General features: G+C 73.8%; 27 protein-coding genes. 14 read left to right on the forward strand and 13 right to left on the reverse strand.

All coding sequences use genetic code 11. The features are described from left to right. Positions 1–57 precede the first annotated feature (57 nt). The 4 genes from sigK (Athai_RS08320) to Athai_RS08335 all read left to right on the forward strand — a co-directional run bounded on the left by sigK (Athai_RS08320) (position 58) and on the right by Athai_RS08335 (position 2,905). A complete protein-coding gene (sigK, locus tag Athai_RS08320; protein WP_203960944.1) occupies positions 58–663 on the forward strand; it encodes an ECF RNA polymerase sigma factor SigK in 606 nt (201 codons plus the stop codon). Further along, a complete protein-coding gene (locus Athai_RS08325; protein WP_203960945.1) occupies positions 660–1,427 on the forward strand; it encodes an anti-sigma factor in 768 nt (255 codons plus the stop codon). The genes sigK (Athai_RS08320) and Athai_RS08325 overlap by 4 nt, the downstream gene beginning before the upstream one ends. A gap of 111 nt (positions 1,428–1,538) precedes the next feature. Continuing rightward, the gene (gene sigK, locus Athai_RS08330) at positions 1,539–2,150 is read left to right on the forward strand and encodes an ECF RNA polymerase sigma factor SigK (RefSeq protein ID WP_203960946.1); all 612 of its coding nucleotides are present in this window, start codon (positions 1,539–1,541) and stop codon (positions 2,148–2,150) included. Continuing rightward, entirely contained in the window at positions 2,147–2,905 is a 759-nt protein-coding gene (locus Athai_RS08335; protein ID WP_203960947.1) for an anti-sigma factor, read from the forward strand. Before sigK (Athai_RS08330) ends, Athai_RS08335 begins: the two co-directional genes overlap by 4 nt. Positions 2,906–2,932: 27 nt before the next feature. On the opposite strand, the gene arsM is transcribed toward Athai_RS08335, so the two are convergent. Beyond that, entirely contained in the window at positions 2,933–3,760 is an 828-nt protein-coding gene (gene arsM / locus Athai_RS08340; protein WP_203960948.1) for an arsenite methyltransferase, read from the reverse strand. Between the two features lie 144 nt (positions 3,761–3,904). Between arsM and Athai_RS08345 the strand changes: the two genes are divergently transcribed. Next, a complete protein-coding gene (locus Athai_RS08345; RefSeq protein WP_203960949.1) occupies positions 3,905–4,255 on the forward strand; it encodes a DUF2200 domain-containing protein in 351 nt (116 codons plus the stop codon). A 74-nt stretch (positions 4,256–4,329) separates the two neighbouring features. Here the strand turns inward: Athai_RS08345 and Athai_RS08350 are convergent, their stop codons facing one another. From Athai_RS08350 to Athai_RS08405, 12 genes are all read right to left on the reverse strand, one after another. Next, a complete protein-coding gene (locus Athai_RS08350) occupies positions 4,330–4,656 on the reverse strand; it encodes a ferredoxin (protein ID WP_203960950.1) in 327 nt (108 codons plus the stop codon). After that, a complete protein-coding gene (locus Athai_RS08355; RefSeq protein WP_203960951.1) occupies positions 4,647–5,939 on the reverse strand; it encodes an NADH-ubiquinone oxidoreductase-F iron-sulfur binding region domain-containing protein in 1,293 nt (430 codons plus the stop codon). Before Athai_RS08355 ends, Athai_RS08350 begins: the two co-directional genes overlap by 10 nt. 34 nt (positions 5,940–5,973) lie before the next feature. Then, entirely contained in the window at positions 5,974–6,507 is a 534-nt protein-coding gene (locus Athai_RS08360; protein ID WP_203960952.1) for a ferric reductase-like transmembrane domain-containing protein, read from the reverse strand. Continuing rightward, on the reverse strand, positions 6,504–7,394 hold the full coding sequence (locus tag Athai_RS08365; RefSeq protein ID WP_203960953.1) for an FAD:protein FMN transferase: 891 nt from the start codon (positions 7,392–7,394) through the stop codon (positions 6,504–6,506). The genes Athai_RS08360 and Athai_RS08365 overlap by 4 nt, the downstream gene beginning before the upstream one ends. Next, complete coding sequence (locus Athai_RS08370; protein WP_203960954.1) at positions 7,391–7,735, reverse strand: hypothetical protein; 345 nt, start codon at positions 7,733–7,735, stop codon at positions 7,391–7,393. Before Athai_RS08370 ends, Athai_RS08365 begins: the two co-directional genes overlap by 4 nt. Before the next feature lie 302 nt (positions 7,736–8,037). After that, positions 8,038–9,399 carry a HAMP domain-containing sensor histidine kinase gene (locus tag Athai_RS08375; protein WP_203960955.1) on the reverse strand — a complete coding sequence of 454 codons (1,362 nt, stop codon included), beginning with the start codon at positions 9,397–9,399 and terminating at the stop codon, positions 8,038–8,040. A 32-nt stretch (positions 9,400–9,431) separates the two neighbouring features. After that, on the reverse strand, positions 9,432–10,109 hold the full coding sequence (locus Athai_RS08380; RefSeq protein ID WP_203960956.1) for a response regulator transcription factor: 678 nt from the start codon (positions 10,107–10,109) through the stop codon (positions 9,432–9,434). 9 nt (positions 10,110–10,118) lie between these two features. Next, positions 10,119–10,637, reverse strand: a complete 519-nt coding sequence (locus Athai_RS08385; RefSeq protein WP_203960957.1) for a DUF2231 domain-containing protein — start codon at positions 10,635–10,637, stop codon at positions 10,119–10,121. Between the two features lie 91 nt (positions 10,638–10,728). After that, positions 10,729–10,899, reverse strand: coding sequence for a hypothetical protein (locus Athai_RS08390; protein WP_203960958.1), 171 nt, complete (start codon positions 10,897–10,899; stop codon positions 10,729–10,731). A gap of 13 nt (positions 10,900–10,912) precedes the next feature. Beyond that, the gene (locus Athai_RS08395; RefSeq protein WP_203960959.1) at positions 10,913–11,269 is read right to left on the reverse strand and encodes a hypothetical protein; all 357 of its coding nucleotides are present in this window, start codon (positions 11,267–11,269) and stop codon (positions 10,913–10,915) included. A 29-nt stretch (positions 11,270–11,298) separates the two neighbouring features. After that, positions 11,299–12,462 (reverse strand): MGDG synthase family glycosyltransferase, encoded by a 1,164-nt coding sequence (locus Athai_RS08400; protein ID WP_203960960.1) that lies wholly within the window; start codon positions 12,460–12,462, stop codon positions 11,299–11,301. A gap of 223 nt (positions 12,463–12,685) precedes the next feature. Then, positions 12,686–13,273 carry a TetR/AcrR family transcriptional regulator gene (locus Athai_RS08405; RefSeq protein WP_203960961.1) on the reverse strand — a complete coding sequence of 196 codons (588 nt, stop codon included), beginning with the start codon at positions 13,271–13,273 and terminating at the stop codon, positions 12,686–12,688. A gap of 606 nt (positions 13,274–13,879) precedes the next feature. Here Athai_RS08405 and Athai_RS08410 point away from each other — a divergent pair. From Athai_RS08410 to Athai_RS08450, 9 genes are all read left to right on the forward strand, one after another. Further along, the gene (locus tag Athai_RS08410; protein ID WP_239156812.1) at positions 13,880–14,473 is read left to right on the forward strand and encodes a nitroreductase family protein; all 594 of its coding nucleotides are present in this window, start codon (positions 13,880–13,882) and stop codon (positions 14,471–14,473) included. Between the two features lie 467 nt (positions 14,474–14,940). Further along, the gene (locus tag Athai_RS08415) at positions 14,941–16,056 is read left to right on the forward strand and encodes a LacI family DNA-binding transcriptional regulator (protein WP_203960963.1); all 1,116 of its coding nucleotides are present in this window, start codon (positions 14,941–14,943) and stop codon (positions 16,054–16,056) included. Then, positions 16,053–16,985 carry a ribokinase gene (locus Athai_RS08420; protein ID WP_203960964.1) on the forward strand — a complete coding sequence of 311 codons (933 nt, stop codon included), beginning with the start codon at positions 16,053–16,055 and terminating at the stop codon, positions 16,983–16,985. The genes Athai_RS08415 and Athai_RS08420 overlap by 4 nt, the downstream gene beginning before the upstream one ends. Then, positions 16,985–17,374, forward strand: a complete 390-nt coding sequence (gene rbsD / locus Athai_RS08425) for a D-ribose pyranase (protein WP_203960965.1) — start codon at positions 16,985–16,987, stop codon at positions 17,372–17,374. Before Athai_RS08420 ends, rbsD begins: the two co-directional genes overlap by 1 nt. Beyond that, positions 17,374–19,434 carry an ADP-ribosylglycohydrolase family protein gene (locus Athai_RS08430; protein WP_203960966.1) on the forward strand — a complete coding sequence of 687 codons (2,061 nt, stop codon included), beginning with the start codon at positions 17,374–17,376 and terminating at the stop codon, positions 19,432–19,434. The genes rbsD and Athai_RS08430 overlap by 1 nt, the downstream gene beginning before the upstream one ends. After that, a complete protein-coding gene (locus tag Athai_RS08435) occupies positions 19,431–20,834 on the forward strand; it encodes an ABC transporter substrate-binding protein (RefSeq protein WP_203960967.1) in 1,404 nt (467 codons plus the stop codon). The genes Athai_RS08430 and Athai_RS08435 overlap by 4 nt, the downstream gene beginning before the upstream one ends. Next, the gene (locus Athai_RS08440) at positions 20,831–21,748 is read left to right on the forward strand and encodes a carbohydrate ABC transporter permease (protein ID WP_203960968.1); all 918 of its coding nucleotides are present in this window, start codon (positions 20,831–20,833) and stop codon (positions 21,746–21,748) included. The genes Athai_RS08435 and Athai_RS08440 overlap by 4 nt, the downstream gene beginning before the upstream one ends. Continuing rightward, complete coding sequence (locus tag Athai_RS08445) at positions 21,745–22,629, forward strand: carbohydrate ABC transporter permease (RefSeq protein WP_203960969.1); 885 nt, start codon at positions 21,745–21,747, stop codon at positions 22,627–22,629. The genes Athai_RS08440 and Athai_RS08445 overlap by 4 nt, the downstream gene beginning before the upstream one ends. Beyond that, a complete protein-coding gene (locus tag Athai_RS08450; RefSeq protein ID WP_203960970.1) occupies positions 22,626–24,056 on the forward strand; it encodes a sulfatase family protein in 1,431 nt (476 codons plus the stop codon). The genes Athai_RS08445 and Athai_RS08450 overlap by 4 nt, the downstream gene beginning before the upstream one ends. Positions 24,057–24,122: the final 66 nt, after the last annotated feature.

A 24,122-nucleotide genomic window follows, 5' to 3' on the forward strand; every position in this document is an offset into this window, starting at 1 on the left:
GACCCATCCGGGGCGGCTGCGGCGCCGAACACCAGTCGGCAACGAGCGGGAGGTCTCGTGGTACGGGAGAGAGTTCGGTTCGGCGGCGGGCGGCCGGTACCGCAGGCGACGGACGGCGAGGACCCGGTCGGCGCGCTGCTGGTGCGCACCGCGCGCGGCGACGAGCCGGCCTTCGCCGACCTGTACGAGCAGGTCGCGCCGCGGGTGTACGGGCTGTGCGTGCGGGTGTTGCGCGATCCGGGGCAGGCCGAGGAGGTCAGTCAGGAGGTCCTGTTGGAGGTGTGGCGGCGCGCCGCGCGGTACCGGCCGGATCGCGGCACCGGTCTGGTCTGGGTACTGACGGTGGCGCACCGGCGCGCGGTCGACCGGGTCCGCAGCGCGCAGGCCCGTACCGACCGGGAGGAGCGGGCGGCGGCGACCGCCGCACCGGAGAGCGGCGACGAGGTGGCGGAGCAGGTGACGATCCGGATGGAGCATCAGCAGGTCCGCCGCTGTCTGCGGGCGCTGACCGAGCTGCAGCGGGAGGCGGTGACGCTGGCCTACTACCACGGTCGGACCTACCGCGAGGTGGCGGAGCTGCTCGCCGTGCCGCTGCCGACCGTCAAGAGCAGGATGCGCGACGCGCTGATCCGGCTCCGCGACTGCCTGGCGGTGGCCCGATGAACCCCGGGCGGCTGATCCGGCGACGACCCACCGACGACGTGCACGCGCTGGTCGGCGCGTACGTCCTGGACGGGGTCACCGACCCGGAACGCCGCGCGGTGGAACGGCACCGGCTGCACTGCACCACCTGCGACACCGAGATCGCGGAGTTGACTGCCACCGCCGCCCGGCTGGCCGACTCGGCCACCCGCACCCCACCGGATCGGTTGCGGCAGCGGGTACTGGCCGAGGCGCGCCGGACCCGGCAGGAACCGCCGCCCGCGCGCGGCGAGCCCACCGCGCACCGCATCGCCTGGCATGGTTGGGACGCGGTCGCCGCGGTGGTGTTGCTGGTGGTGTTCGCCGTGCTGGTGACCTACGGCGTCCAGCAGAGCCGGGTGGCGCGGGCCCGGCAGCAGAACGCGGTGGCGCAGAGCCAGCAGCGGGACGTGGCCGCGGTGCTCGCCGCGCCGGACGCCGAACTGGTACCGGCCGCGCTGCCGGACGGTGCGCGGGGCCGGTTGGTCGTGTCCCGGGGCGCGGACCGCGCCGTGGTCACCCTGACCGGGCTGCCGGCGCTGCCCGGCGGGCACACGTACCAGCTGTGGCTGGTGCCCGGCACCGGCCGCCCGGCGTCGGCCGGGGCGCTCGACGTCGGCTCCCGGTCGACCACCCGGGTGCTGTCGGGGATCGCGCCGGCGACGGCGTTCGCCATCTCCACCGAGCCGGCCGGTGGATCGCCGACACCGACGCACATCTGGGCTTCGGTGCCGCTCACCGGGTGAGCGCCGCCGGGGGAGAGACGGTCCCGGGTGGCCGCGCAGCTCCGGCTGGCACCGACGGAGCTGCGTGGACAGCCCTAGCATCGGGGGGATGTTCGTCGCGGGGGAGGTGTGGTGCAGCGCAGACGCGACGGTGCCGGCGAAGCGGCCGCCGAGGCTGCTCCGCCGGCGCGCCCGCGCGACGAGGTGGGGACGCTGCTGGTGCGCACCGCGCGCGGGGACGAGCGGGCGTTCGGCGACCTGTACGACGCGGTCGCTCCCCGGGTGTACGGGCTCTGCCTGCGGCTGGTCCGGGACCCTGCGCAGGCCGAGGAGGTCTGCCAGGAGGTGCTGCTGGAGATCTGGCGCACGGCGGCCCGCTACCGGCCCGAGCGCGGTTCCGGGCTGGTCTGGGTGCTGACCGTGACCCACCGTCGGGCGGTCGACCGGGTACGCAGCGCCGAGGCGCGACGCGATCGCGAGCGTCGGGCGGGCGGGCCGCCCGGCGGCGGCGTGGTCGACGATGTGCTGGACACCGTCGCGGCGCGGCTGGAGTACCAGCGGGTGCGCCGGTGCCTGGGTACCCTCACCGCCGTGCAGCGTCAGGCGATCGATCTTGCCTACTACGGTGGTCGCACCTACCGTGAGGTCGCCGAGAGCCTCGACGTGGCGCTGCCGACCGTCAAGAGCCGGATGCGCGACGCGCTGATCCGGTTGCGGGACTGTCTGGAGGTGAGTCGACGATGACCGGCCGCCAGCACCCCGGCCGGGACGATCCGGCGCACACCCTGATCGGTCCGTACGTCCTGGATGCGCTGGACGAGGCGGACCGCGCGGTGGTGCGGGCGCACCTGGACGAGTGCCCGACCTGCGCCGCGGAGGTCGCCGAGCTGCGCGGCACCGCGGCACGGTTGGCCGACGCCGCGACGGCGGTACCGCCGTCCCGGTTGCGCGACGCGGTGCTGGCCGAGGTGCGACACACCCGGCAGGAGCCGCCGGCGGCGCGCGACCGCCGGCCGGTCGGTCGCCCGCGGTGGCGCTGGGCCGGCGCCGCGGCGGCCGCGGTGGTGCTGGTGCTGGCCGCGGTGCTCGGCACGTACGCGGTGCAGCAGGGTCGGATCGACGACGCCCGGCGCACCGCCGCTGCCGCGCAGGCCCGGCAGCGGCGGATCGACAGCATCCTGTCCGCGCCCGACGCCGCGCTGGTGCCGGCGACACTGCCGGGCGGCGCGCGCGGGCGGCTGGTGCTGTCCCGGCGGCGGGACCTCGCCGTGGTGAGCCTCGCCGGGTTGCCGGCGCTGTCCGGCCGGCGGACCTACCAGCTGTGGTTGGTCGTCGCCGGCACGCCGCGCGACGCCGGTGTCCTGCCGGTCGGTGCCGCCGCCGCCAGCCGGGTGCTGACCGGTGTCCGGGCCGCCCGGACGTTCGCGATCTCCACCGAGCCGGCCGGCGGGTCGCCCCGACCCACCGACCTGTGGGCGTCGGTGCCGCTGCGCCCCTGACCGGCCCGATCTCGCCGGCCGGGCCGGTCAGGCGGGCTTGGTGGCGCGGACGATCGCGGCGTGCATGCCGTCGGCCGCCTGCTGGGTCGGGGTGATCTCGATGCCGGTGAATCCGGCGGCGGTGAGCCCGTCGTGGTACTCGGTGACCGACAGCGCGCCGGCGATGCAGCCGACCCACTGGCCGCGCTCGGCGCGCTCGGCGGGGCTCAGCCGGTCCTCGGCGACGACGTCGGACACGCCGATCCGGCCGCCCGGCTTGAGGACCCGGAACGCCTCGGCGAGCACCGCCGGCTTGTCGGTGGACAGGTTGATCACGCAGTTGGAGATGATCACGTCCACGGTCTCGTCCGGCAGCGGGATGCGCTCGATCTCGCCCCGGAGGAACTCGACGTTGTCGGCGCCGGCCTGCTCGGCGTTGCGGCGGGCCAGCTGGAGCATGTCGTCGGTCATGTCCAGCCCGTACGCCTTGCCGGTGGGGCCGACGCGCTTCGCGGACAGCAGCACGTCGATCCCGCCGCCGGATCCGAGGTCGAGGACCGTCTCGCCCTCGTTGAGGTCGGCCACCGCGAGCGGGTTGCCGCAACCGAGCGAGGCGGTCACCGCGTCGGCGGGAAGCTGGTCGCGGTCCGCCTGGTCGTACCGCGCGGCACCGAACGGCTCGGTCTCGACGGTGCCGCCGGGGGCCGCACCGCAGCAGTCGCTGTTGGCCTCGATGGTGGCCAGCACCGCCGCGTTGTCGGTGCTGCCGCAACAGCCGGCGGCCGGCGCCGCGGCGGTGATCCTTCGGGCGGCCGCGGCGTAGCGGGCGCGCACCTCGTCGCGCAGGGCGTCTCCGGTGGTCTGCTGCGGAGTCATGGTCGGTACCTCGTCTCTGAATTGATGTCTGTCTAATCAGAGAGTGCCCCTTGATTAGACATCTGTCAAGGCAGCGTGGTCGACCCTGCCCGAGCGCCGATGTGGTGGGATGTCCGGAGGACACGCTCACGGCAAGGAGGCGTCGTGCCCGGACATCGCATCTACACGACGAGTGTGGCCAGCGTCTACCCGCACTACGTGACCAAGGCGGAACGGAAGGGGCGACGCAAGGCCGAGGTCGACGAGATCATTCGCTGGCTGACCGGATACGACCAGGCCGGCCTGGACGCGCAGCTGACCAGGGAGGTCGACTTCGAGACGTTCTTCGCCGAGGCGCCCCGGCCCAACCCGGCGCGCTCCCTGATCACGGGCGTGGTCTGCGGCGTCCGGGTGGAGGACATCGACGAACCGGTGATGCGCGAGATCCGGTACCTGGACAAGCTCGTCGACGAACTCGCCAGGGGCAAGGCGATGGCCAGGATCCTGCGCGCCTGACCGTCCCCGGCCGGCTCCTGGCGACACCGCGCCACCGGACCGGTCCGGCGCCGCTGCCGACGTCGAGCCGGCGACTACTCGGTGGCGAGGCGCAGGGCGAGGGTGGGGCACTCCCGGACCGCGGCGCGGGCAGCGGCCCGCAGCTGCGGCGGTACCGGTCCGGCCGGCACGATCGGGTACCCCCACTCGTCGAGCGTCACGTAGCCGGGGAGCAACTCGGCGCACAGGCCGTGCGCCTGGCAGCCGATCGGATCGACCCGCAGCGCCGGATCCCTGGGCGCGTGGGCACCCCGGGCGCCGGTGACGGCGGCCCGGCCCCGGCGGGCGTCGGGCAGCGGGGCGGTGCCCCGCGCCCGCGGGCTGCCCGGCGGATGCGGCCTGTCCCGGTTGTTCACTGCCATGTCCGCTCCATCATGGTCGGCGCCGGTATCGGCAGCACCGGCGGTCGCGGTGGGCACGGGCGGCCGGCCTGGTGGGCGCGGAGGTCGTCGGCGAACGCCCGCAGCATCGACCGCGCGAGCCGTACCGCCCCGGTCGGATGCGCGCAGGCGCCGCGGCCGTTCACCTGCCGCAACCGGCGGGTCAGCCGGGCCGCGAGGTCGGCGTCCACCCGCCCGGCGGCGAGCCGCGCCACGTCGTCGGCCACCGCGGGCAGGCCGAACGCGCACGGCCCGCACTGGCCGGCCGACTCGCCGGCCAGGAAGCGCAGCACCCGGGCGGTCTCGGTGACGCCGCAGGCGTCGGCCGGCAGCGCGACGATCGCGCCGGCGCCGATCGTGGTGCCGTCCGGCCCGGCCGGGTCGTGGCTCAGCGGCAACCCCGGATCACGTACCCAGGTGCCGCCGTAGCCGCCCACCAGGGTGCCGCCGATCGGTGCGGCCGGGCCGCCAGCGGCACCGATCGCTGCGGAGAGCGGTGCACCCAGCTCGATCTCGTACACGCCGGGCCGCGCGACGCAGCCGCTGACGGTCACCAGCGCGGTGCCGGGGTCGCTGCGGGTGCCCACGGCCCGGTACCAGTCCGGCCCGTACCGGACCGCGAGTGCCAACTGCGCCAGCGTTTCCGCGTTGTCGATCAGCGTCGGCCGGCCACGCACCCCGCGCTGCTCGGGGCGCGGCGGCCGGGCGGTGGGGCGGGCCTCGCCGTCGGTCAGGAACCGGGCCAGCGCCGACGCCTCGCTCGCCACGTAGCGGCGGGGCACTTCGGCCAGCCGCCAGTCGACGCCGTCGCCGCCCCGCTCCGCCATCGCCGCACTCAGCTGCGCGGTAACGGGATCACCGCGGTGCAGGCACACCACGACGGTCGGCGCGCGCAGCGCGCGGGCCGCGATGAGCGCCCCGTCCAGTACCAGATGCGTCGCGCCGCGCAGCAGCACGGCATCCTTGTTGCTGGCCGGCTCCGACTCGCAGGCGTTCACCACCACGATCGGCCGGCGCCGGCCGGCGGCGACCGCGGTGATCTTGCGGGCGGTCGGGAAGCCGGCCCCGCCACGACCGCGCACCCCCGCCGCGTCGACCACCGCGGCCAGCTCGCGCGCGTCGCGGATCGCCGGCACCGCACCGTACCTGGCCCGGTGTTCGGCCAGGCCGGCCGCCGCCAACGGCATCCGGGCGCCCCGCCCCAGCTGCACCCCACGGGTGGGGAGCAGCCGCGCGGTGGCGGCGATCGGTGTCGTACTGGTCATCGAGACCTCCAGCCGTCCCGGCATCGGTGGTACGTCACGGCATCCGGCGCTTCGGGGCGACCACCAGGCGGGTGACGCCCACCGCCGCGACCGCCGCCAGGCAGCCGAGGGTCAACGCCAGCACCCAGCCGCCACCGGCGTCGGTGCCGGTGCCCCAGGCGTGCACGATCGCGAACGGCCAACACGCGTAGCTGAGCCAGTGCACCGCGCGCCACCACCGGTACCGGATCCGGCCGCGCAGCAGGCTCGTCACGATCAGCGCCAGCATCAGGTCGAACGCGACGGCGCCGAGGCCCAACCAGAACGGCCGGTACACGGAGCCGAACGGGAGGACGGCGTCCCACCAGCCGATCCCCGCGTAGGTGTCGACGACGCTGCTCGCCACGTGTACCCCGACGAACGAGACCGCCAGCAGGGACAGGTTGCGGTGCAGCCCACCGACCACGAACCGCGGCCAGTTCACCGACCCCGACCGCATCGACCCGAGCAGGCCCAGCACCATGGTGGCGGTCAGCAGCAGCAACGCCACCACACCGGTGCCGCGTGCCGCGTACCAGAGCGCGGTCATGCCGGCCACCCCGCCACCGTGGTGACCCGGCCGTCGAGATCGACCAGCCGGGCCGGCAACGTCTGCTCGGCAAGCCAGCCGGCGGCACCGGCGCCGCGGACGATCGCGGCGGTACTGGCGGCGTTGGCGTCCAGGCAGCTGCCCGCGGCGACGGTGACGGTGCGCCAGCAGGGCGCCGCGCAGCGACCGGTACGCGGGTCGACGATGTGGTGCACCGTGACCCCGTCGCGCTGCCAGCGCCGCCGCGTCACCCCCGAGGTGGCGAGGCCGCCGCCGGTGATCGCCACCACCGGGTCGCCGTGGGCGGGGCGCTCGTGGTCGTCGCCGACCGCGACGCGCCAGCCGTCGACCGGCCCGCCGCCGGCGACCGACACGTCACCCCCGACCGCGACGAGCGTCCCGCTGCCGTACCGCCGGGCGGCGCGCTCGGCCGCCCGGTCCGCGGTCAACGCCTTCGCCGTCGCGCCGAGGTCGAGCCGGACGCCGGGTGGCAGCCGCAGCAACCGTTCCGCCGGGCGCCAACCGATCCGGGTCCAGCCGGGCGCCGGCCGCACCGGCCGGGCCGGTACCTCCGGCGGCAGCGCCGCGATGTCCCGGTCGTACCCGAGGTCGGCAACCGACACGGTCGGGTCGACGAGCCCGTCGGTGGCCGCCGCCACCCGCAGTGCCGCGGTGACCAGCTCGGCCAGTACGGCGCCGACCGGTCGCCAGTCACCGGCGGCCTCGACCCGCCGTACCTCCGAGTCGGGCCGGAACCGGCTGGCCGCGCGGTCCACAGTGGACAGCACGGTGCGGGTCGTCCGCACCGCGCCGGACAGTGCGGCGCGGTCGACGGTGGCGACCACGACGGTGCCACCCCAGCGCGGGAACCGGGCGGTCGGTGTCATGACGCACCGGACCGCGCGTTCGGTGCCGAGTTGCCCGACGAGGACGTGGGTGCCTGGGTCGGCGGCGTCAGCTGGTTCCCGTCCCGGTGGTCGTCCGAGCCGGTACCGGCGCCATCGTCGGAGCCCGTGCCGGCTCCGGTGCCCTGGTCGTCCGAGCCGGCACCGGTCGAGCTGCCGGAAGACTGCGTGGTACCGGACGATGTCGTGGTGTGCGTCACGCCGCTGGCGAACACGCCGGCGAACGCGGCGGCCACCGCCGCGGCGCCGACGGCCAGTCCGCCGGTGACTCGCCGCAGCCTGCGACGTCCCCGCCACAACCGTGCGTTCGGGTCGGTGTCCATGGCGCCCCCTTCGGCTGGTCGTACTGCAAGCGTCGGTCCGGACACCCAGAGCGACCTGTCGCCAACCTGAGAGCTGGCTGAAAGGTCGCCCGGTTCACCCGTTCCGGGTCGGGCTGTCCCCGACCCACGCCCACCGTGACACCACTTCATGAACCAACGATGAGACCGCGACGGGCATCACCCGGCGCGTGCCCGGCTCGGAACCGCCGCCCCCAGCGTCCGAACCGACGTCCCAGCGCCCGGAACCGACGTCCCAGCGCCCGGAACCGACGTCCCACCGCCCGGGGCGCCCGCCCGCCGCCTCAGGAACCGGCCGGTGCGGCGGGGAGCCAGACGACGAAGCGGGCGCCGGTGGGGCGTACCGGCTCGACCCGGACGGTACCGGCGTGCAGGGCGACGGCCTGCGCGACGATCGCCAGACCCAGGCCCGAACCGGGCACCGAGCGTGCCGTCGGCGCGCGGTGGAATCGCTCGAAGATGTGCGGTACGTCCGCCTCCGCCACCCCGGGGCCTCGATCGGCGACCGACAGCTCCGCGCCCGGCGCACCGTCCGGCCCGGCGGCCGCGCGCAACCCTACCGTCACCGGCGCGCCCGGCGGGCTCCACTTGACGGCGTTGTCGAGCAGGTTCGCGACCATTCGGGTCAGCGAGGTGGCCCGGCCCGGTACCGACACGCGCTGGTACTCGGTGTCGACGGGTGTCCCGGCGGGCAGCCGCTGCACCGCGAGGTCGATCAGCTCAGCCAGGTCGACCGTCTCGACCAGCTCCGCGCCATGGTCGTCGCGGGCCAGGTCGACGAGCTCACCGACCAGCCGGGTCAGCTCGGCGGTCTGCGCGTCGAGATCGGCGAGCAACCGTCCGCGATCGGCGTCGGACAGCTGCCGCTCCCGCTGCCGGTCGGCCCGGATCAGCAACTGGATGTTGGTCCGCAGGCTGGTCAACGGGGTACGCAGCTCGTGGCCGGCATCCTCGACCAGCAGCCGCTGTGCCGCCCGGGACGAACGCAGCGCGGCGAGCATCGTGTTGAACGCGGTGGCGAGCCGGCCGATCTCGTCGCGGCCGGACACGTCGATCCCGGCCTCCAGATCGGCGGTCACGGTGACGTGCTCCACCGCCGCGGTGAGCCGGTCGACCGGCCGCAGCCCGGCCCGGGCGACGAACGCACCGAGCGCCGCCGCGGCGGCGACGCCGACGATCCCGACGACCAGGATCGCCAGCCCGACCCCGGTCATCGTCTCGTGCGCCCCGTGCAGCGACACCGCGACCTGCACGGCGCCACCGTCGGCCGACCGCCGGGTGAGCATCCGGTACTCGGTGCCATGCACCTGCACCTGCTCGAACGCCTCCCGGCCCTGCCCGGCGGCGATCGCCCGCGCCCGCGCGGTCACCGGCAGCCCGGTCGAGGTGGTCGGCCGCCCGGCCGAGTCCAGTACCTGCACCCGCGGGCTGAGGTCGTGGTCGTGATCGGGGTCGCCGCGGGCGCCGTCGTCGCCGTCCACCACGGTGCGGTGCGCCCACTGGTCCGGCGCGGCCGCCACCGTCTCGGCGTCCCGGCGCAGCGTCAGGTCGACCGACGCGCCGACCTGGTGGCCGACCGCGACGAACGCCACCACCGAGACCCCGACGACCGCCACCGCGACCGCCGCGGCCGCGATCAACGTCAATCGGACGCGCAACGTCAGACCGCGCCACCGGTTCACAGCGGCGTGGCCCGCAGGACGTAGCCGATGCCGCGGGCGGTGTGCAGCAGCCGCGGCTCACCGCCCGCCTCCAGCTTTCGCCGCAGGTACCCGACGTAGACGTCCAGGCTGTTGGACGTCGGTGACACGTCACCGCCCCAGATCGCCTGGACCACCGTCGACCGGTACAGCACCTGCCGCGGGTGACGCAGGAACATCTCCAGGATGCTGAACTCGGTGCGGGTCAGCCGCAGCAGCCGATCACCCCGCCGTACCTCCCGGGTGGCGGTGTCCAGCCGCAGGTCGTCGTATCCGAGGACCTCCGGTGCGGCGGGCGCGGCGCGGCGCAACAACGCCCGGATCCGGGCCAGCAGCTCGGGCAGCGCGAACGGCTTCGCCAGGTAGTCGTCGGCGCCGGCGTCGAGACCCGCCACCCGGTCCTGCACCGCGTCCGCCGCGGTCAACATCAGCACCGGCACCGGGTTGCCCGCGGCGCGCAGCGCCCGGCAGGCGTCGAGGCCGTCCATGCCGGGCATCCGGACGTCGAGCACGAGCAGTTCCACGTCGTGCTCGACGAACAGTCGCAGCGCCGCGGCGCCGTCGGCGGCGGTGCACACCTCGTACCCTTCGAAGCGCAGCGCCCGGACCAGCGCGTCGCGGACCGCCGGCTCGTCGTCGGCCACCCCGATGACCACGCGGAAAGCCTAGTCGTCCCGGTCGCCGTGCGGCGCGGCGTTCGACGCGAACCGGCCCTGCCAGGCGGCCCGTGCCCCGGAGTCGCCGATGCGGTAGGTCTGCGTCACGCTGCCGGCCGCCAGCACGACGGTGAGTACGATCAGCACGACCCGCAGCATAGTTCCGCCGCCGCTGACCGTCCGGCCGTCGGCGAGCGGTGAGGCGGGCAGCCGGTGGACGAGCCAGATCACCGCGCACATCAGGAACAGCCCGCCGGCCCAGGGCAGCAGGCTGTCGCCGAGCCGGGTGTGTGCGTGCAGCGCGGCGGTTTCCGGTACCCGGTGTTCCAGCCACTCACCGGCCTGGGTGGTCAGCGGTACCGCCACCAGGGCGACCAGCGCCAGGATCGGCAGCAGTACGCCGATCCGCCGCCGCAGTGCCGGCCACACCACGCACGCCACCGCGGCCAGCGCCGTCAGTGGCACCAGCACCACGACCACGTGGACCAGCAGGACGTGGGCGGGCAGCCCGGCGATCTTCCCGAACACGGGAACCTCCTCACAAGTCGATGCAAACAGCCCGCGCATCCTCGCCGGCCACCATGAGAACTCGATGAGACGTCCGACTCGTCCCTGGTTGTCACGCGGCCTGGCGGCGCGTCGCCACACCGCCGTCGGGCGGCCAGCGGGTGATCTTCGTCGCGCCCAGCAGCGTGTGTGCCGTGGTCGCCGCCGCGTCCCGGACGACCAGCGCGGCGGGCGGCGGGTTGCTGGAGTATCCGACCGGCTGCCCGGATGTGGCCCGGCTCACCGGTCGCCGCGACTCACCGGCCCGGATGCACCGGGAACCGGCGATCGGGGCCCTGGCGGTTCTCGGCAGCTCCGGGGCGCTCGACCCGATGCCGCGCCGGCGCCCCGGCCGGGCGAGCCGACCGGGGCCGGGAGAGCGGCCCGGGCAGCGGCCGACCGCCGGTCGGCCGCGGCACGACGCACACCGCCCGCCCCGGCGCCGGGTTCGGATCCGCCGGCGGGGCCGAGGGCGGCCGGTAGTCCTCGCACCGGCACTGCGGGGTGCCGAGGTCCGGGATCTCGCAGCAGTGGTCCTCGGGTGAGCTGTGCCAGCAGACACCGTCGAAGTGGTCGAGATCCGGATGCTGGCAGGTCTGGCAGCGGATCGACATCGATCGCTCCTCTCCGGTGAACGAGCGGGTCAGCGGTGGCTGCGGGTCGGTGGCCGGCGTGCCAGCCGGGTACCGGCGCCCCGCGGCCGCGGCCCTGGCCACCGGGCCGGTACGTGCTCGCGGGTCGCCGACGGCCGGTCGATCAGGCCGACGATGGCGGCCACCGGATCGGGCGCGGCCCGGTGGGCGCTCCGGCGATCCGGCCGGCCCAGCGCGGCGCGCAGGGCGTCGTCCAGCTGCTCGACGTCGCGTACCCAGGGGATGATGCCGGCCTGTTCGAGAGTGGCGGCATTGGCTCGGCCGTGGCCGGCCAACGGCCGGTAGGTGAGGGTCGGCAGCCCGGCGGCGAGCGCCTCCAGGCTGGTGAGGCCGCCGGCGTTGTGGATGACCACGTCGACCGCGCGCATCAGGGTGGGCATGTCGTCGACCCAGCCCAGCGGTACCGGGCCGGGCAACGCGGCCAGCCGCCGGCGCAGCGGGTGGTACCGGCCGCAGGCCACGACGGGGGTGGCCAGCCCGGTACCCAGCACGTCGGTCGCGGTGCGCTCCGGCCGGCCGAGGCCGAGCGAACCGGCGACGATCAACGCCAGCGGGCCGGTGGGCGGCAGCCGGAAGGCGCGCCGGGCGAGCCGGACCTCGTCGGCGCCGGCGGCGGGCCGGAACCCGGGGGCCACCGCGGGCGCCACCACCCGTACGTTCCGGGCGCCGAGCCGCCGCGCCTGGGTCGCGGTGGCGGCGTGCACGGCGAGCGTCGCGTCGACGCCGTCGGCGATCCACGTCCGGTGCACGTACGGGTCGGTCAGGTACGTCACCACCGGGGCGGCGAGCTGGCCGGACCGGCGCAGCCGCCCCAGCATCTGGCTGGCCAGCGGGTAGGTCGAGACGACCGCCGCCGTGTCGGCGCGCAGCACGTCCAGGATCCGACGGTCACCGGTCCGGGTGGCACGGGCGGCGGCAGCCGCCGGTACGGCACGGTCGAACGTGCTGGCGGTCGCATGCCACAACCACGGCGCGCTCTGCAACTGCCGCTGGTACCCGCGGGACAGCAGCGACCCGAACGGCTTCGGCAGCAACTCGACGAGGTCGTGCGTGTCGACCCGGTACCCGGCTGCGGTCAGCCGGCGACCCAGCTCGGCCGCGGCGCCGTCGTGCCCGGCGCCGACGCTCGCCGAGATGATCGCGATGTGGGTCACGGCGTGCCCTTTCCCGCGGCCGCTGGATGTTCGTTGTCGCCCGCCGCGCCGGCAGCCGCCGGTGGGCGGCGCTGGCCGACGATCGGGCCGGTGGCAGGCGCTGCCCAGTACATCCGATGCCGGCCTACGGGAGGGTGACGAACACGTGGCCCGCACATGCCGGCTACCACAAGATCGCACGTACCCGGCCGGTATGCCGGCGCGCTGCCGGCCCCGCTGCCGGTCAGTTCGCGGACGGTGCGCGCAGGCCGCGCAGCAGCAGGTCGATCAGGCGGCCGGGCTGGTACCGCTCGTCCGCGGCGATGCACAGGTTGCCGATGCCGCGCAGCAGCTCGTACGGCGTCAGGTCGGTGTCGATCTCACCGGCCCCGGCGCAGGCGTCGAGCAGCTGCCGGCAGACCGGCACCAGCCGGTCGACGAAGTAGTCGTGCAGCGCGGCGAACCCGCTGCTGTCGGGTTGCGCCGACGCGGCCAGGCCGTGCTTGGTGACGAGGAAGTCGACGAACCTGTCGAGCCATTCGCGCAGCGCGGTGAAGGGGGAGTCGGCGGCGGCGAGCAGCCGCGGACCGGCCTCGGCGCACTCCTCGACCTGCTGCCGGAACACGGCGACGACGAGATCGGCGCGGGTGGGGAAGTGGCGGTAGATGGTGCCCAGCCCGACCCCGGCCCTGGCCGCTATCTGGCGGATCGGCGCGTCGACGCCGGCCGCGACGAATACCTCGGCTGCTGCGGTCAGCAGCGACTGCTCGTTGCGCACCGCGTCGGCGCGCCGGGCTCGGGCCGGCTTCCCGGTCTCCTGCGCTGCGGCCACGCCCGCTCCTCGGCTTCGATCCGGAACCGCGTTCCGATGAGGTTAGCAGGAACACTGATCCGGTTAGCCTAGCAGCAGTCGTGTTCGCCTAGCAGCAGTCGTGCGGACCGGCCGGCGTCGGCCCGCTGCCGGCCGAGTCGGTGAGTGCCCGCTCGTCTCCCGGGGGCCGGTCCGCTCATCCACCGGTGTCGGCGTGGCGGATGTGTGCGACGCGCGGATCGGCGCCAGACGTGAAGAGGCCCCGCCGGTCGACACCGGCGGGGCCCGTGGAAGTCTCGGGTCGAGCAGAACCCCCCGATACCGCTCGACGACTCCCCCCACTGCGCGACCGGTCCTACGCCCCCCAGCGGATGACCGCCGCGCTGTCCAGAAACCTACCTGGCCACCGGCGCGAGTGGCCAACCCGGGGGCATGGGTGTGATCGAAGTCCACACGTTCGGCTGACCCGTACGGTCGGTGGTGGCATCGCAACCGTTCGGTTGCGGTCGCCGCAGTCCGCCGCCACCCAGGGTGGCCCACTGCCGAGACTCGCCGCGCCGTCGGTGGCGCGGTCGGCGAGGCGGGAATGCGGACCGCTCGGCGCGGGTTGGCACGGCCATGCAGCCCATGCCAGCCCTCCACCGCCTGCTCGCCGAGCGGCACAGTCCGATGCGGTTCCGGGTCGACCGCGACGTGACCGAGCACGAACTGCAGGTGCTGCTGGAGGCCGCCCGGCGCGCGCCGTCGGCGGGCAACTCCCAGCCGTGGGCGTTCCTCGTCGCGCGCCGCGGCGACCGGACCCATCGCCGCCTGGCGCCGCACCTCGCCCGGAGCTCGTCCGCGTGGGCGCCGGAGGCGGGGCTGCTCGTGGTGAATCTGGCCCAGCGATTCGTCGCCGGCACCGACTTCGAGTACTCCGAGTTCGCCCACTACGACCTGGGGCAGGCGGTGGCGCACATGACCGTGCAGGCGGTGGCGCTGGGTCTGCAGGCCCACCAGTTCCGCGCCTTCGACCGGGCGGCTGTCGAGGCCGAGTTCGCCGTTCCGCCGCACTGGGAGGCGACGTCCATGACGGCGATCGGGCACGCCGACGACGGCGCACCCGCGCACGGCACCGTCACCGCGCGCCGGGAGCGCAAGCCGCTGAGCGAACTGTGCTGGCCCACCGCGACTCCGGGTACCGGCGCGGCCGAGGACGCCGAGCTGGCCGGCACCGCCTGACCGGCTGCCTCGTGGGCGCCGAGCTGGCCGGCACCGCCTGAGCGGCTGCCCCGAGAAGGCGGGGCCTCGCCTGCCCGGCTGTCCGGAGGGTGCGGGGCCCCGCCTGCCCGGCGGGCGCCCCCGCCATCGACCTTCCGGTCACCGACTCTGCGGCCAGGCACTCCTGGCCTCCGGCCCCGCGCTGGACCTCCCGCCCCGCTCGCCTTCCGACCCCGTGCTGGCCCTCCGTCTCCGACTTTCCGATCGTGCGGTCGTGCGGTCGTGCGGTCGTGCGGTCGTGCGGTCCGGCGGTCCGGCGGTCCGGCGGTCCGGCGGCGCCGGCCACGCACGGTCAGCGCGGCAGTGCGGACCACGGTGTGCCAGGTCACGATTCGGCCACGACGAATCAACACGTGTTGCTTCTGTTAACCGCCTCGTCACACCATCTTCGGCAACTGATGCAGCAACACGCGTTGCTAGGAGGTTCGGTGGCCGTACGCCGGGCAGATGTGGCGAAGCTGGCGGGTACCTCGCCGGCGGTCGTGAGCTACGTGCTCAACGGAGGACCGCGCGGTGTCGCGCCGGAGACCAAGGCCCGGGTGCTCGCCGCGATCGAGCAACTCGGCTACCGGCCCAACGGCATCGCCCGGTCGCTGCGGCTCAACCGGACCATGACCTTCGGGCTGCTGGTACCGGACACCTCGAACCCGTTCTTCGCCCAGCTGGCCCGCGCCATCGAGGAGGCGGCGTTCGCCGAGAACTACACGCTGCTGATCGGGAACGCCGCCGAGGACGACGCCCGGCAGACGGCGTACGTGCGGACCTTCCTCGCCCGCCGCGTCGACGGCCTGTTCCTGGTGCCCGCGCACGGACCGACCAGCTGCCTGCCCGAACTGCAGCAGTCCGGCGTCGCCTGGGTGACGCTCGACCGGCAGACCCCGGGCCGGTACGCCGCGGCCGTGATGGCCGACCACCGCGGCGGCGCCCGTACCGCCACCGAGCACCTGCTCGCGCACGGCCGGCGCCGCATCGGCTGCATCGCCGGCCCGGAAGACGTGGTACCGGCGAACGCCCGGGTCACCGGCTGGCGCGACGCGCTGGCCGAGGCCGGGGTACGCCCCAGCGAGATGTCGGTGTGGCACGGCTCCTTCGGCCGCCGGGCCGGGTACCGAGCCGCGCGGGAGATGCTCGCCGACGGCCGGTTCGACGCGGTGTTCGTGGCCAGCGACCAGCAGGCGATCGGGGTGCTGCGGGCGATGCAGGACCTCGGCATCCGGTGCCCCGACGACGTGGCCGTCGCCTCGTTCGACGGGATCGCCGCCGCCGCGTACACCTCGCCGGCGCTGACCACGATGGCGCAGCCGTTCGACGAGCTGGGCCAGACCGCGGTACGCCGGCTGCTGGACCGCCTGGACGACCCGGACGCGGACACCGCGAGTTCGGTGCTGCCGGTCGACCTGGTAGCGCGTGGCTCCTGCGGCTGCCCCGATCCGGTCGTCGGCGACGAGTCCGGTGCGGACGGCGACGCGCCGGCCCCGGGCGACGAAGCGGGGCTGCACACCGACGCGCCGAACCCGGGCGACGACGCGGGGGTACCGGCATGAGTCGGGTCGTCGTGGTCGGCAGCGCGAACGTGGACGTCACCACCCAGGTACCCACGCTGCCGGCGCCGGGGCAGACGTTGCTGGCGACCGGCACCGCGCTGCTGCCCGGCGGCAAGGGCGCCAACCAGGCGGTCGCGGCGAGCCGATGGGGGATCGACACCGAGCTGTACGCCGCGGTCGGCGCCGACTCGTTCGGTCGGCTGCTGCGTAGCGCGCTCGCCGAGCAGGGTGTCGGGCTCGACCGGCTGATCGAGACCGGCTCGGAGCCGACCGGGCTTGCGCTGGTGACGGTCGCCGCCGACGCGGAGAACACCATCGTCGTCGCGCCGGGCGCCAACTCGGCGCTGACGGCGGGTGCGGTGGCCGATCTGCCGGCGCACCTCGGCGCCGGTGACGTGGTGCTGCTGCAGCTGGAGGTACCGCTGGCGACCGCCGCCGCGGCGGCCACGGCGGCGCGCGCCGCCGGCGCCAGGGTGGTGCTCAACGCGGCGCCACCGCCGCCGGCCAGCGGCGGCCTGGCCGAATTGCTGGCCGGCGTGGATGTGTTGGTGGTCAACGAGACCGAGGCGACCGCGCTGGCCGGGACCGGGCCGCCGGGGGAGACCGCCGGTTGGCTACCGGTCGCCGCTGCGCTGCGCGCGCTCGGGCCGGCGGCGGTGGTGATCACGCTGGGCGGCGACGGCGCGGTCGCCTGCGCCGGTGACGAGGCCTGGCACCAGGCGGCGCTGCCGGCCGCGGTGCTCGACACGACCGGCGCCGGCGACGCGTTCTGCGGCGTCCTCGCTGCGGCGCTGGCCGACGGTCGGAGCCTGCCGCGGGCGGTACGGGCCGGCTGCGCGGCCGGCGCCGCGGCGACCGAGGGGCGCGGCGCGCAGGCCGCGCTGTACGGCCGGGACCAGCTGGACGCACGGATGGGAGAGGGTGCCTGATGCGCCGATCGGGATTGTGGCATCCGCGGCTCGCGGCGCTGGCCGCCGGCCTCGGCCACGGTGACCTGCTGGTGGTCGCGGACGCCGGCCTGCCGGTACCGCGGGGTGTGGAGGTCGTCGACCTGGCCGTGGCCCGCGGCGAGCCGGGGCTGCTGACCGTGCTGCGGCCGATCCTCGCCGAGCTGGTGGTCGAGCACGCCACGCTCGCCACCGAGCTGACCGACGCGAAGCTGATCGACGAGATCATCGGGCAACTCGGCGACATCGCCGTCACCTGGACCTCGCACGAGGAGCTGAAGGCGCACACCGCCGGCGCCGCCGCGGTGGTCCGGACCGGGGAGGACACGCCGTTCTCCAACATCGTCCTGCGGGCGGGGGTGGCGTTCTGATGTCTCCTACCGTGCCAGCGGACTACACCGAGCGCGTCTACGCCGGCGTGCTCGGCAAGGTGATCGCCGTCTACCTGGGCCGCCCGTACGAGGGCTGGCGGTACGACCGGATCCAGGCGGAACTCGGCGACATCACCTACTACGTCAACGATCGGGCCGACGTCGCGCTCAAGCACCACCTGCTGGTCGTCACCGACGACGACATCAGCGGCACGCTGGTGTTCCCGCGCGCGCTGCGCGACGCCGGCGTCGACCCCACGTCGGTGGACGTCGGCGACGCCTGGCTGAACTACATCGTCCCGGACACCTCCATCCTGTGGTGGGGCGGTCTGGGCAACTCCACCGAGCACACCGCCTACCTGCGGATGCGGGCCGGTATCGCGCCGCCGGAGAGCGGTTCGATCGCCCGCAACGGCACCGTCGTCGCCGAGCAGGTCGGCGCCCAGATCTTCGTCGAGGGCTTCGCGCTGACCTGCCCGGGTGACCCGGCCGGCGCCGCCGATCTCGCCGAACGCGCCGCCCGGGTCAGCCACGACGGCGCGGCGATCCACGCCGCCCGGGTGGTGGCCGCGCTGGTCGCCGGCGCGTTCACCGCCGACGACATGGGCCGGCTGCTGGACGAGGTGGTGACGCTGATCCCGGCGGACAGCCTGATCGCGGAGATCCACCGGGACGTGCGGGCCTGGGCCGCGGACGGGGACTGGAAGGCCACCCGGCAGCGCATCGACGACAGGTACGGCTACCACATCTACGGCGGGAACTGCCATGTGGTGCCCAACCACGCGATCGTGATCGCGGCGCTCGCACACAGCGGCGGCGCCTTCGACGAGGCGATGACCGTGGTGTGCACCTCCGGCTGGGACACCGACTCCAACGCGGGCAACGTGGGCGCGATCTGCGGCGTGTTCGGCGGCCTCGCCGGCCTGTCCCGGCAGGACTGGCGCGGCCCGCTCGCGGACCGGATCTACCTGCCCGCCGCCGACGGCGGCTCCTGCGTCACCGACGCGGCCAGGGAGGCGCTGGTACTGGCCGGGATCGGCCGCGCCCGCTACGGTGCGCCGCCGGCACCCGTACCGGCGCAGCGGTTCCACTTCACCCTGCCCGGCTCGGTCCAGGGGTTCGAGGTGGTCGACGGCGCCGCCACCGTCACCAACCCCGGCGGGCGGCTGGCGATCGACGGCGCCGCAACGGTCGTCACGCCGACGTTCATCCCGCCCGAGGCGCAGCGGATGCCGATCTACGCGCTGGTCGCGAGCCCCACGCTGTACCCGGGCCAGACCATCCGGGCCACCGTCGAGGGTGCGGCGCAACTCGTGCTGCGGGTGTACACCGGCAGCGACGAGCCACGCACCCTCGAGGGCCCGGCCGGCCGCGACACCGAACTGATCTGGACCGTGCCCGACCTCGACGGGCAACCCGTCGTGGCGGTCGGCATCCGTACCGCCGGCCCGGCCACGCTGCGCGACCTGACCTGGGAGGGTGCGCCGGCGGTCCGGCTGACCCGGCCGGCCGACGGCGGCGCGATGTGGCGCCGGGCCTGGGTCCCGGCCGTCGACCGGTTCGACGACCGCTGGCCCGAACCGTTCCGGATCGTGCAGAACCGCGGCCGGGGCATGCTGATCACCGGCACCCGGGACTGGCGCGACTACACCGTGACCGCGGACGTGACCCCGCACCTGGCCGCCGCGGCCGGCCTGGCCGCCCGGGTTCAGGGCCTCGGCCGGTACTACGCGGTCGAACTGGCCGGCGAGCACGTCCGGCTGGTGCGCGGGGTGCCGAACGGCGAGCCGACCGTGCTCGCCCGGCAGCGCTACGACTGGTCCTACGGCCGGACCTACCACCTGTTCCTCACCGTCGACGGCGATCGCATCCGCGCCGGCGTCGACGGTCGGTCGCTGTTCGACGAGCGCGACGACGCGTTCGACAGCGGCGGCGTCGCACTGACCGTCACCGAGGGCCGCACCGCGACCCAGGTCGTCGACGTCACACAGTTCTCCCCAACCACCGGCGCCGATCCGGCCTCGCAGCCCGGCGTCACGCTCCCCGAGGACACCCCATGACTGGACCATCCCTGAGCCGTCGTCGTCTGCTGTCCAGCGTCGGCCTGCTCGGTGCCGGCGCCGCCGTGCCGAGCCTGCTCACCGCGTGCGGCGGTGGCGGCGGCGGATCGGCCGGCAACGGTACCGGCACCGTCAAGCTGTGGATCGACATCACCGGCGACGCCAACCAGCAGTACTTCACCGACAAGGTGCAGGGCGGCTTCGAGAAGGCGTACCCGAAGATCACCATGAAGACCACCTACTACAAGGGCCAGGACCTGCGCCGACTGGTGCAGACCGCGCTGCAGTCCCGATCCGGCCCGGACATCGTGCGCGGCCCCGCCGCCACCCAGACGATGGCGTGGAGCAAGGCGCACGTGCTCGCCGACCTCACCCCGTACGCGAAGAAGTGGGGCTGGAACGGGAAGCTCGCCGAGTGGGCGATCAACGCGTTCACCGTGGACGGCAAGCTCTACGCGCTGCCGATGCGGGTGGACACGATGCTGCTGTACTACAACAAGACGCTGTTCGAGCAGAAGGGCTGGAGCAAGCCGCAGAACCGCTCCGAGCTGGAGGAGTTCGCCAAGGAGGCCGCCGGGCACGGCATCGTCCCGTTCGGCTCGTCCAACACCGACTGGGCCGCGGCGAGCGAGTGGCTGATGACGGTGTTCTGGAACAACGTCTCCGGCCCGGAGGCGGTGTACCAGGCGCTGACCGGCAAGGCGAAGTTCTCCGACCCGGTGTTCGTCGATGCGGTGACGCTGCTCAAGTCGTACTTCGACAAGGGCTGGATCGGCGGCAGCGTCGCCAAGTACTTCTCGGTACCGGCGGCCGAGGTCGGCGCGAACTTCGGCAAGGGCAAGGTGGCCACCGTCCCGCAGGGCGAGTGGTACATGAGCAACGTCGGGCAGTTCTTCGGCTCGAAGGCCGGCAACGACAACGACTGGGACTGGATGCCGGTGCCGCCGCTGTCCTCGTCGGTGCAGCCGAACACGTTCCCGATCGGGATCGGCGGGTCGTTCGCCATCAACCAGGCCAGCAAGAACCAGGACGCCGCGGCGAACTTCCTCGACTGGTACTACGGCGACAAGTCCGCGGCGCTGGGCCGGATGGCGGACGTGCCGGCCACCTACAACATCCCGATCACGTTCTCCGACAGCGACATCCCGTCCCGCATCGACCCGCGCGCCAAGCGGGTGCTCACCTCGCTCAACACCGCGATCGACACCGGCAACTACGGGTACGTGACCTGGACCTGGTGGCCGCCGAAGTCAGACACGTTCGTCTTCCAGGGCCTGGAGAAGGTGCTGACGAACAAGATGACCCCGGCCGCGTACTGCAAGCAGCTGGCGACCCTGTTCGACCAGGAGCGGCAGCAGGGCACCATCCCGAAGCTGATGCCGCGCGGGGCGGCGAAGTGACCGCCGCCCCGGCGCCCGGCGGTACCGCGCTGGCCGCTCCGCCGCGCTCCGGTGCGCGGCGGCTGCGGCTGCGACGTGGGCTGATCGGCTGGGCGTTCCTCGCTCCGCTGCTGGTCCTCAACGTCATCGTGGTGCTCGGGCCCTCGCTCGCCACCGTCTGGTACTCGTTCACCGACTGGTCCGGCATCGGGCCGGCGAAGTTCGTCGGTGGGGCCAACTACGTCCGGGCGGTCACCGACCCGGCGGTGCGCGAAGCGTTGCTGCACAACGCGATCTGGTTCGTGCTGTTCCTGTTCGTACCGATGGCGCTGGGGCTGCTCGGCGCGCACCTGATCAACCAGGTGACGCGGTTCCGGATGCTGTACCGCACGCTGTTCTTCATCCCGTACGTGACGGCCAGCGTGATCAACGCGGCGATCTGGAAGATGCTGCTGTCCCCGGACAGCGGGATCGGGCACACGCTGGGCATCGACCAGGCATGGCTCGGCGACCCGAAGACCTCGCTGTACGCGGTGAACTTCGTGGTCGACTGGCACTGGTGGGGGTTCCTCGCGGTGATCTTCTTCGCCGCGATGCAGGGCGTCGACGTCCAGCTGTACGAGGCGGCGCGGCTGGACGGCGCGGGCCGTTGGCGCCAGTTCCTGTCGGTGACCCTGCCCGGCATCCGGCCCACGATGATCTTCGTGGTGCTGATGACGATCATCTGGTCGCTCAAGGCGTTCGACTACATCTTCATCATGACCCACGGCGGTCCGGCCAACTCGTCCGACGTGGTGTCGACGCTGATGTACGACCAGGCCTTCAACCAGTACTCGGCCGGCTACGCCGCCGCGCTGGGCCTGTCCATGACCGTGATCGTGGGCCTTGTGCTGGCCGTGTACCAGTTCCTGCGGCGCAAGGGGTGGGAAGAATGAGCAGCACCGTCATCGAACGACGCGGTTCGGCGCTGCGGCCCGGCACCGCGCCGCGGCGCCGTCGCCGCCGCAACCTGCACTTCCCGGCGTACCTGGTGCTGACCGTGCTCGCCCTGTTCGCGATCGGGCCGGCGGTGCTGATGGTGTTCAACGCGTTCAAGTCCAACGCGCAGATCGGCGCCAGCCCGCTGGCCCCGCCGACGTCGCTGAGCTGGAGCAACTTCAGCATCGCCTGGCAGCAGGGCGATTTCGGTGCCACGATGCGCAACAGCGCCATCCTGGTGGTCGGCTCGGCCGCCGGTACCTGCGTGATCGCCGGCCTCGCCGCGTACGCGCTGTCGCACCTGGACCTGCCCGGCCGCGGTGGCGTCATCACCTACCTGTTCCTGGCCTCCTCGATGCCGGTGCAGCTGTTCGTGGTGCCGCTGTTCTCGCTGTGGACCGACCTGGGGCTGACCGACAACCTGTTCGGGCTGATCGTCATCTACTGGGCGACCGACGCGCCGTTCGCGACGCTGCTGCTGCGCTCGTTCCTGCTCAAGGTGCCCAAGGAGTACGTCGAGGCGGGCCGGCTGGACGGCGCGTCGGAGGTGCAGATCGCCCGCCGGGTGATGCTGCCGCTGGCCTGGCCCGGCCTGATGACCGTCGCGCTGGTGGTCGGGCTGTGGGCGTGGAACGAGTTCTTCTGGGCGATCACGTTCATCCACGACCCGGCCAAGCGGCCCATCTCCACCAGCTTCATGGCCTTCCAGGACGAGAACTCGACGAACTGGGGGCTGTCCAGCGCGGCGGCGCTGTTCATGTTGGTACCGATCCTGATCCTGTTCCTCGTGCTGCAGCGACGGTTCGTCGCCGGCCTGACCTCTGGTGGTCTGAAGTGAGCACTGCACCGGTCCCCGCGGCCGACCGTCCCAACGTCATCCTGATCATCGCCGACCAGCTGCGGCGGCAGGCGCTCGGCTGCTACGGCGACCCGAACGTCGCCACCCCGCACATCGACGCGCTCGCCGACTCCGGTGCCCGGTTCGACGCGGCCTGCTCGACCTACCCGGTGTGCGTGCCGTACCGGTTCTCGCTGATGACCGGCGAGTACGCGCACACCCGGTTCATCCCGGCGATCGAGTGGCGGATGTCGCCGGCCGAACGCACCCTGGCCGACGAGTTCAACGAGCACGGCTACGACACCGCGCTGTTCGGCAAGTGGCACCTGTACGGCAACTTCGGGCACTACCCGGGGCACACCGTGGTGAAGGCGTCCCGCACCCCGGTGCCGCGGCCGTTCCAGGGCCGGTTCGGCACCTTCACCGGCTTCGACATCTGCAACGACCCGTACGACACCTGGTACTCCACCAACGACGAGCCCACGATGCACAAGATCGAGGGCTACCAGACCGACGCGCTGTTCTCGATGGCGTCGGACTACGCGACCGCGGCACGCGACAAGCCGTACGCCATGGTGCTGTCGGTCGAACCGCCGCACCCGATGTTCACCGCACCGCAGGAGTACCTGGACCGGTGGCGGGGCCGCGAGCTGACCCTGCGGGACAACGTCGAGCTGGACAAGGACTACAAGATCCGCGCCCGGGGTGACGGAAACCGGGACCTGCTGGACGACCTGCGCTCCTACTACGCGGCGATCGAGAACCTGGACGACAACGTGGGCCGGCTCGTCGAGAGCCTGCGCGCTGCGGGGACACTGGAGAACACGGTCATCGCGCTGACCGCAGACCACGGCGAACTGCTCGGCTGCCACGGCCTGCTCGCCAAACAGCGACCGTGGGAGGAGTCGATCGGCATCCCGCTGATCGTCGGCAACCTCGGTGCCGGCGGCCGGGTGATCGCCGACCCGGTCGGTACCGAGGACCTGTTCCCGACGCTGCTCGGCCTCGCCGGCATCACCCCGCGAGATCCGAAGCCGGGGCTGGATCTCGCGCCGATCGCCCGCGGCGGCACCGACGCGCTGGACCGCGAGGGCGTGCTGCTGGAGTTCGTGGCCGAGATGCGGCCCAACATTCCGTTCCACGAGCAGACCTGGCGCGGCATCCGCACCGGGCGCTACAAGTACACCGTGCTCGGCGGTGCGGACGGCGGGAAGCCCTGGCAGTTCTTCGACCTGGAGAACGACCCGTACGAGCTGACCAACCTTGTCGACGATCCGGCCCAGACGCAGCTGCTGCGCCACCACCACCAGCTGTTGCGCGACCGGATGGCCGAAACCTACGACCACTACGTGCTGGCGCCCGCGTTCGGCGTACCCGGCCTCAACGAGTGGGACGCGAACGCCGAGCACCGGCTCCGTTTCGGCTGAACCACCCCGGCCGGTCCGCGTCGACATCGAGAGCGGACCGGCCGGACAGCAAGGCGATCCTCATCC

The sequence above is a fragment of the Actinocatenispora thailandica genome, assembly GCF_016865425.1.
In the GTDB taxonomy this organism is placed as follows: Bacteria; Actinomycetota; Actinomycetes; order Mycobacteriales; family Micromonosporaceae; genus Actinocatenispora; species Actinocatenispora thailandica.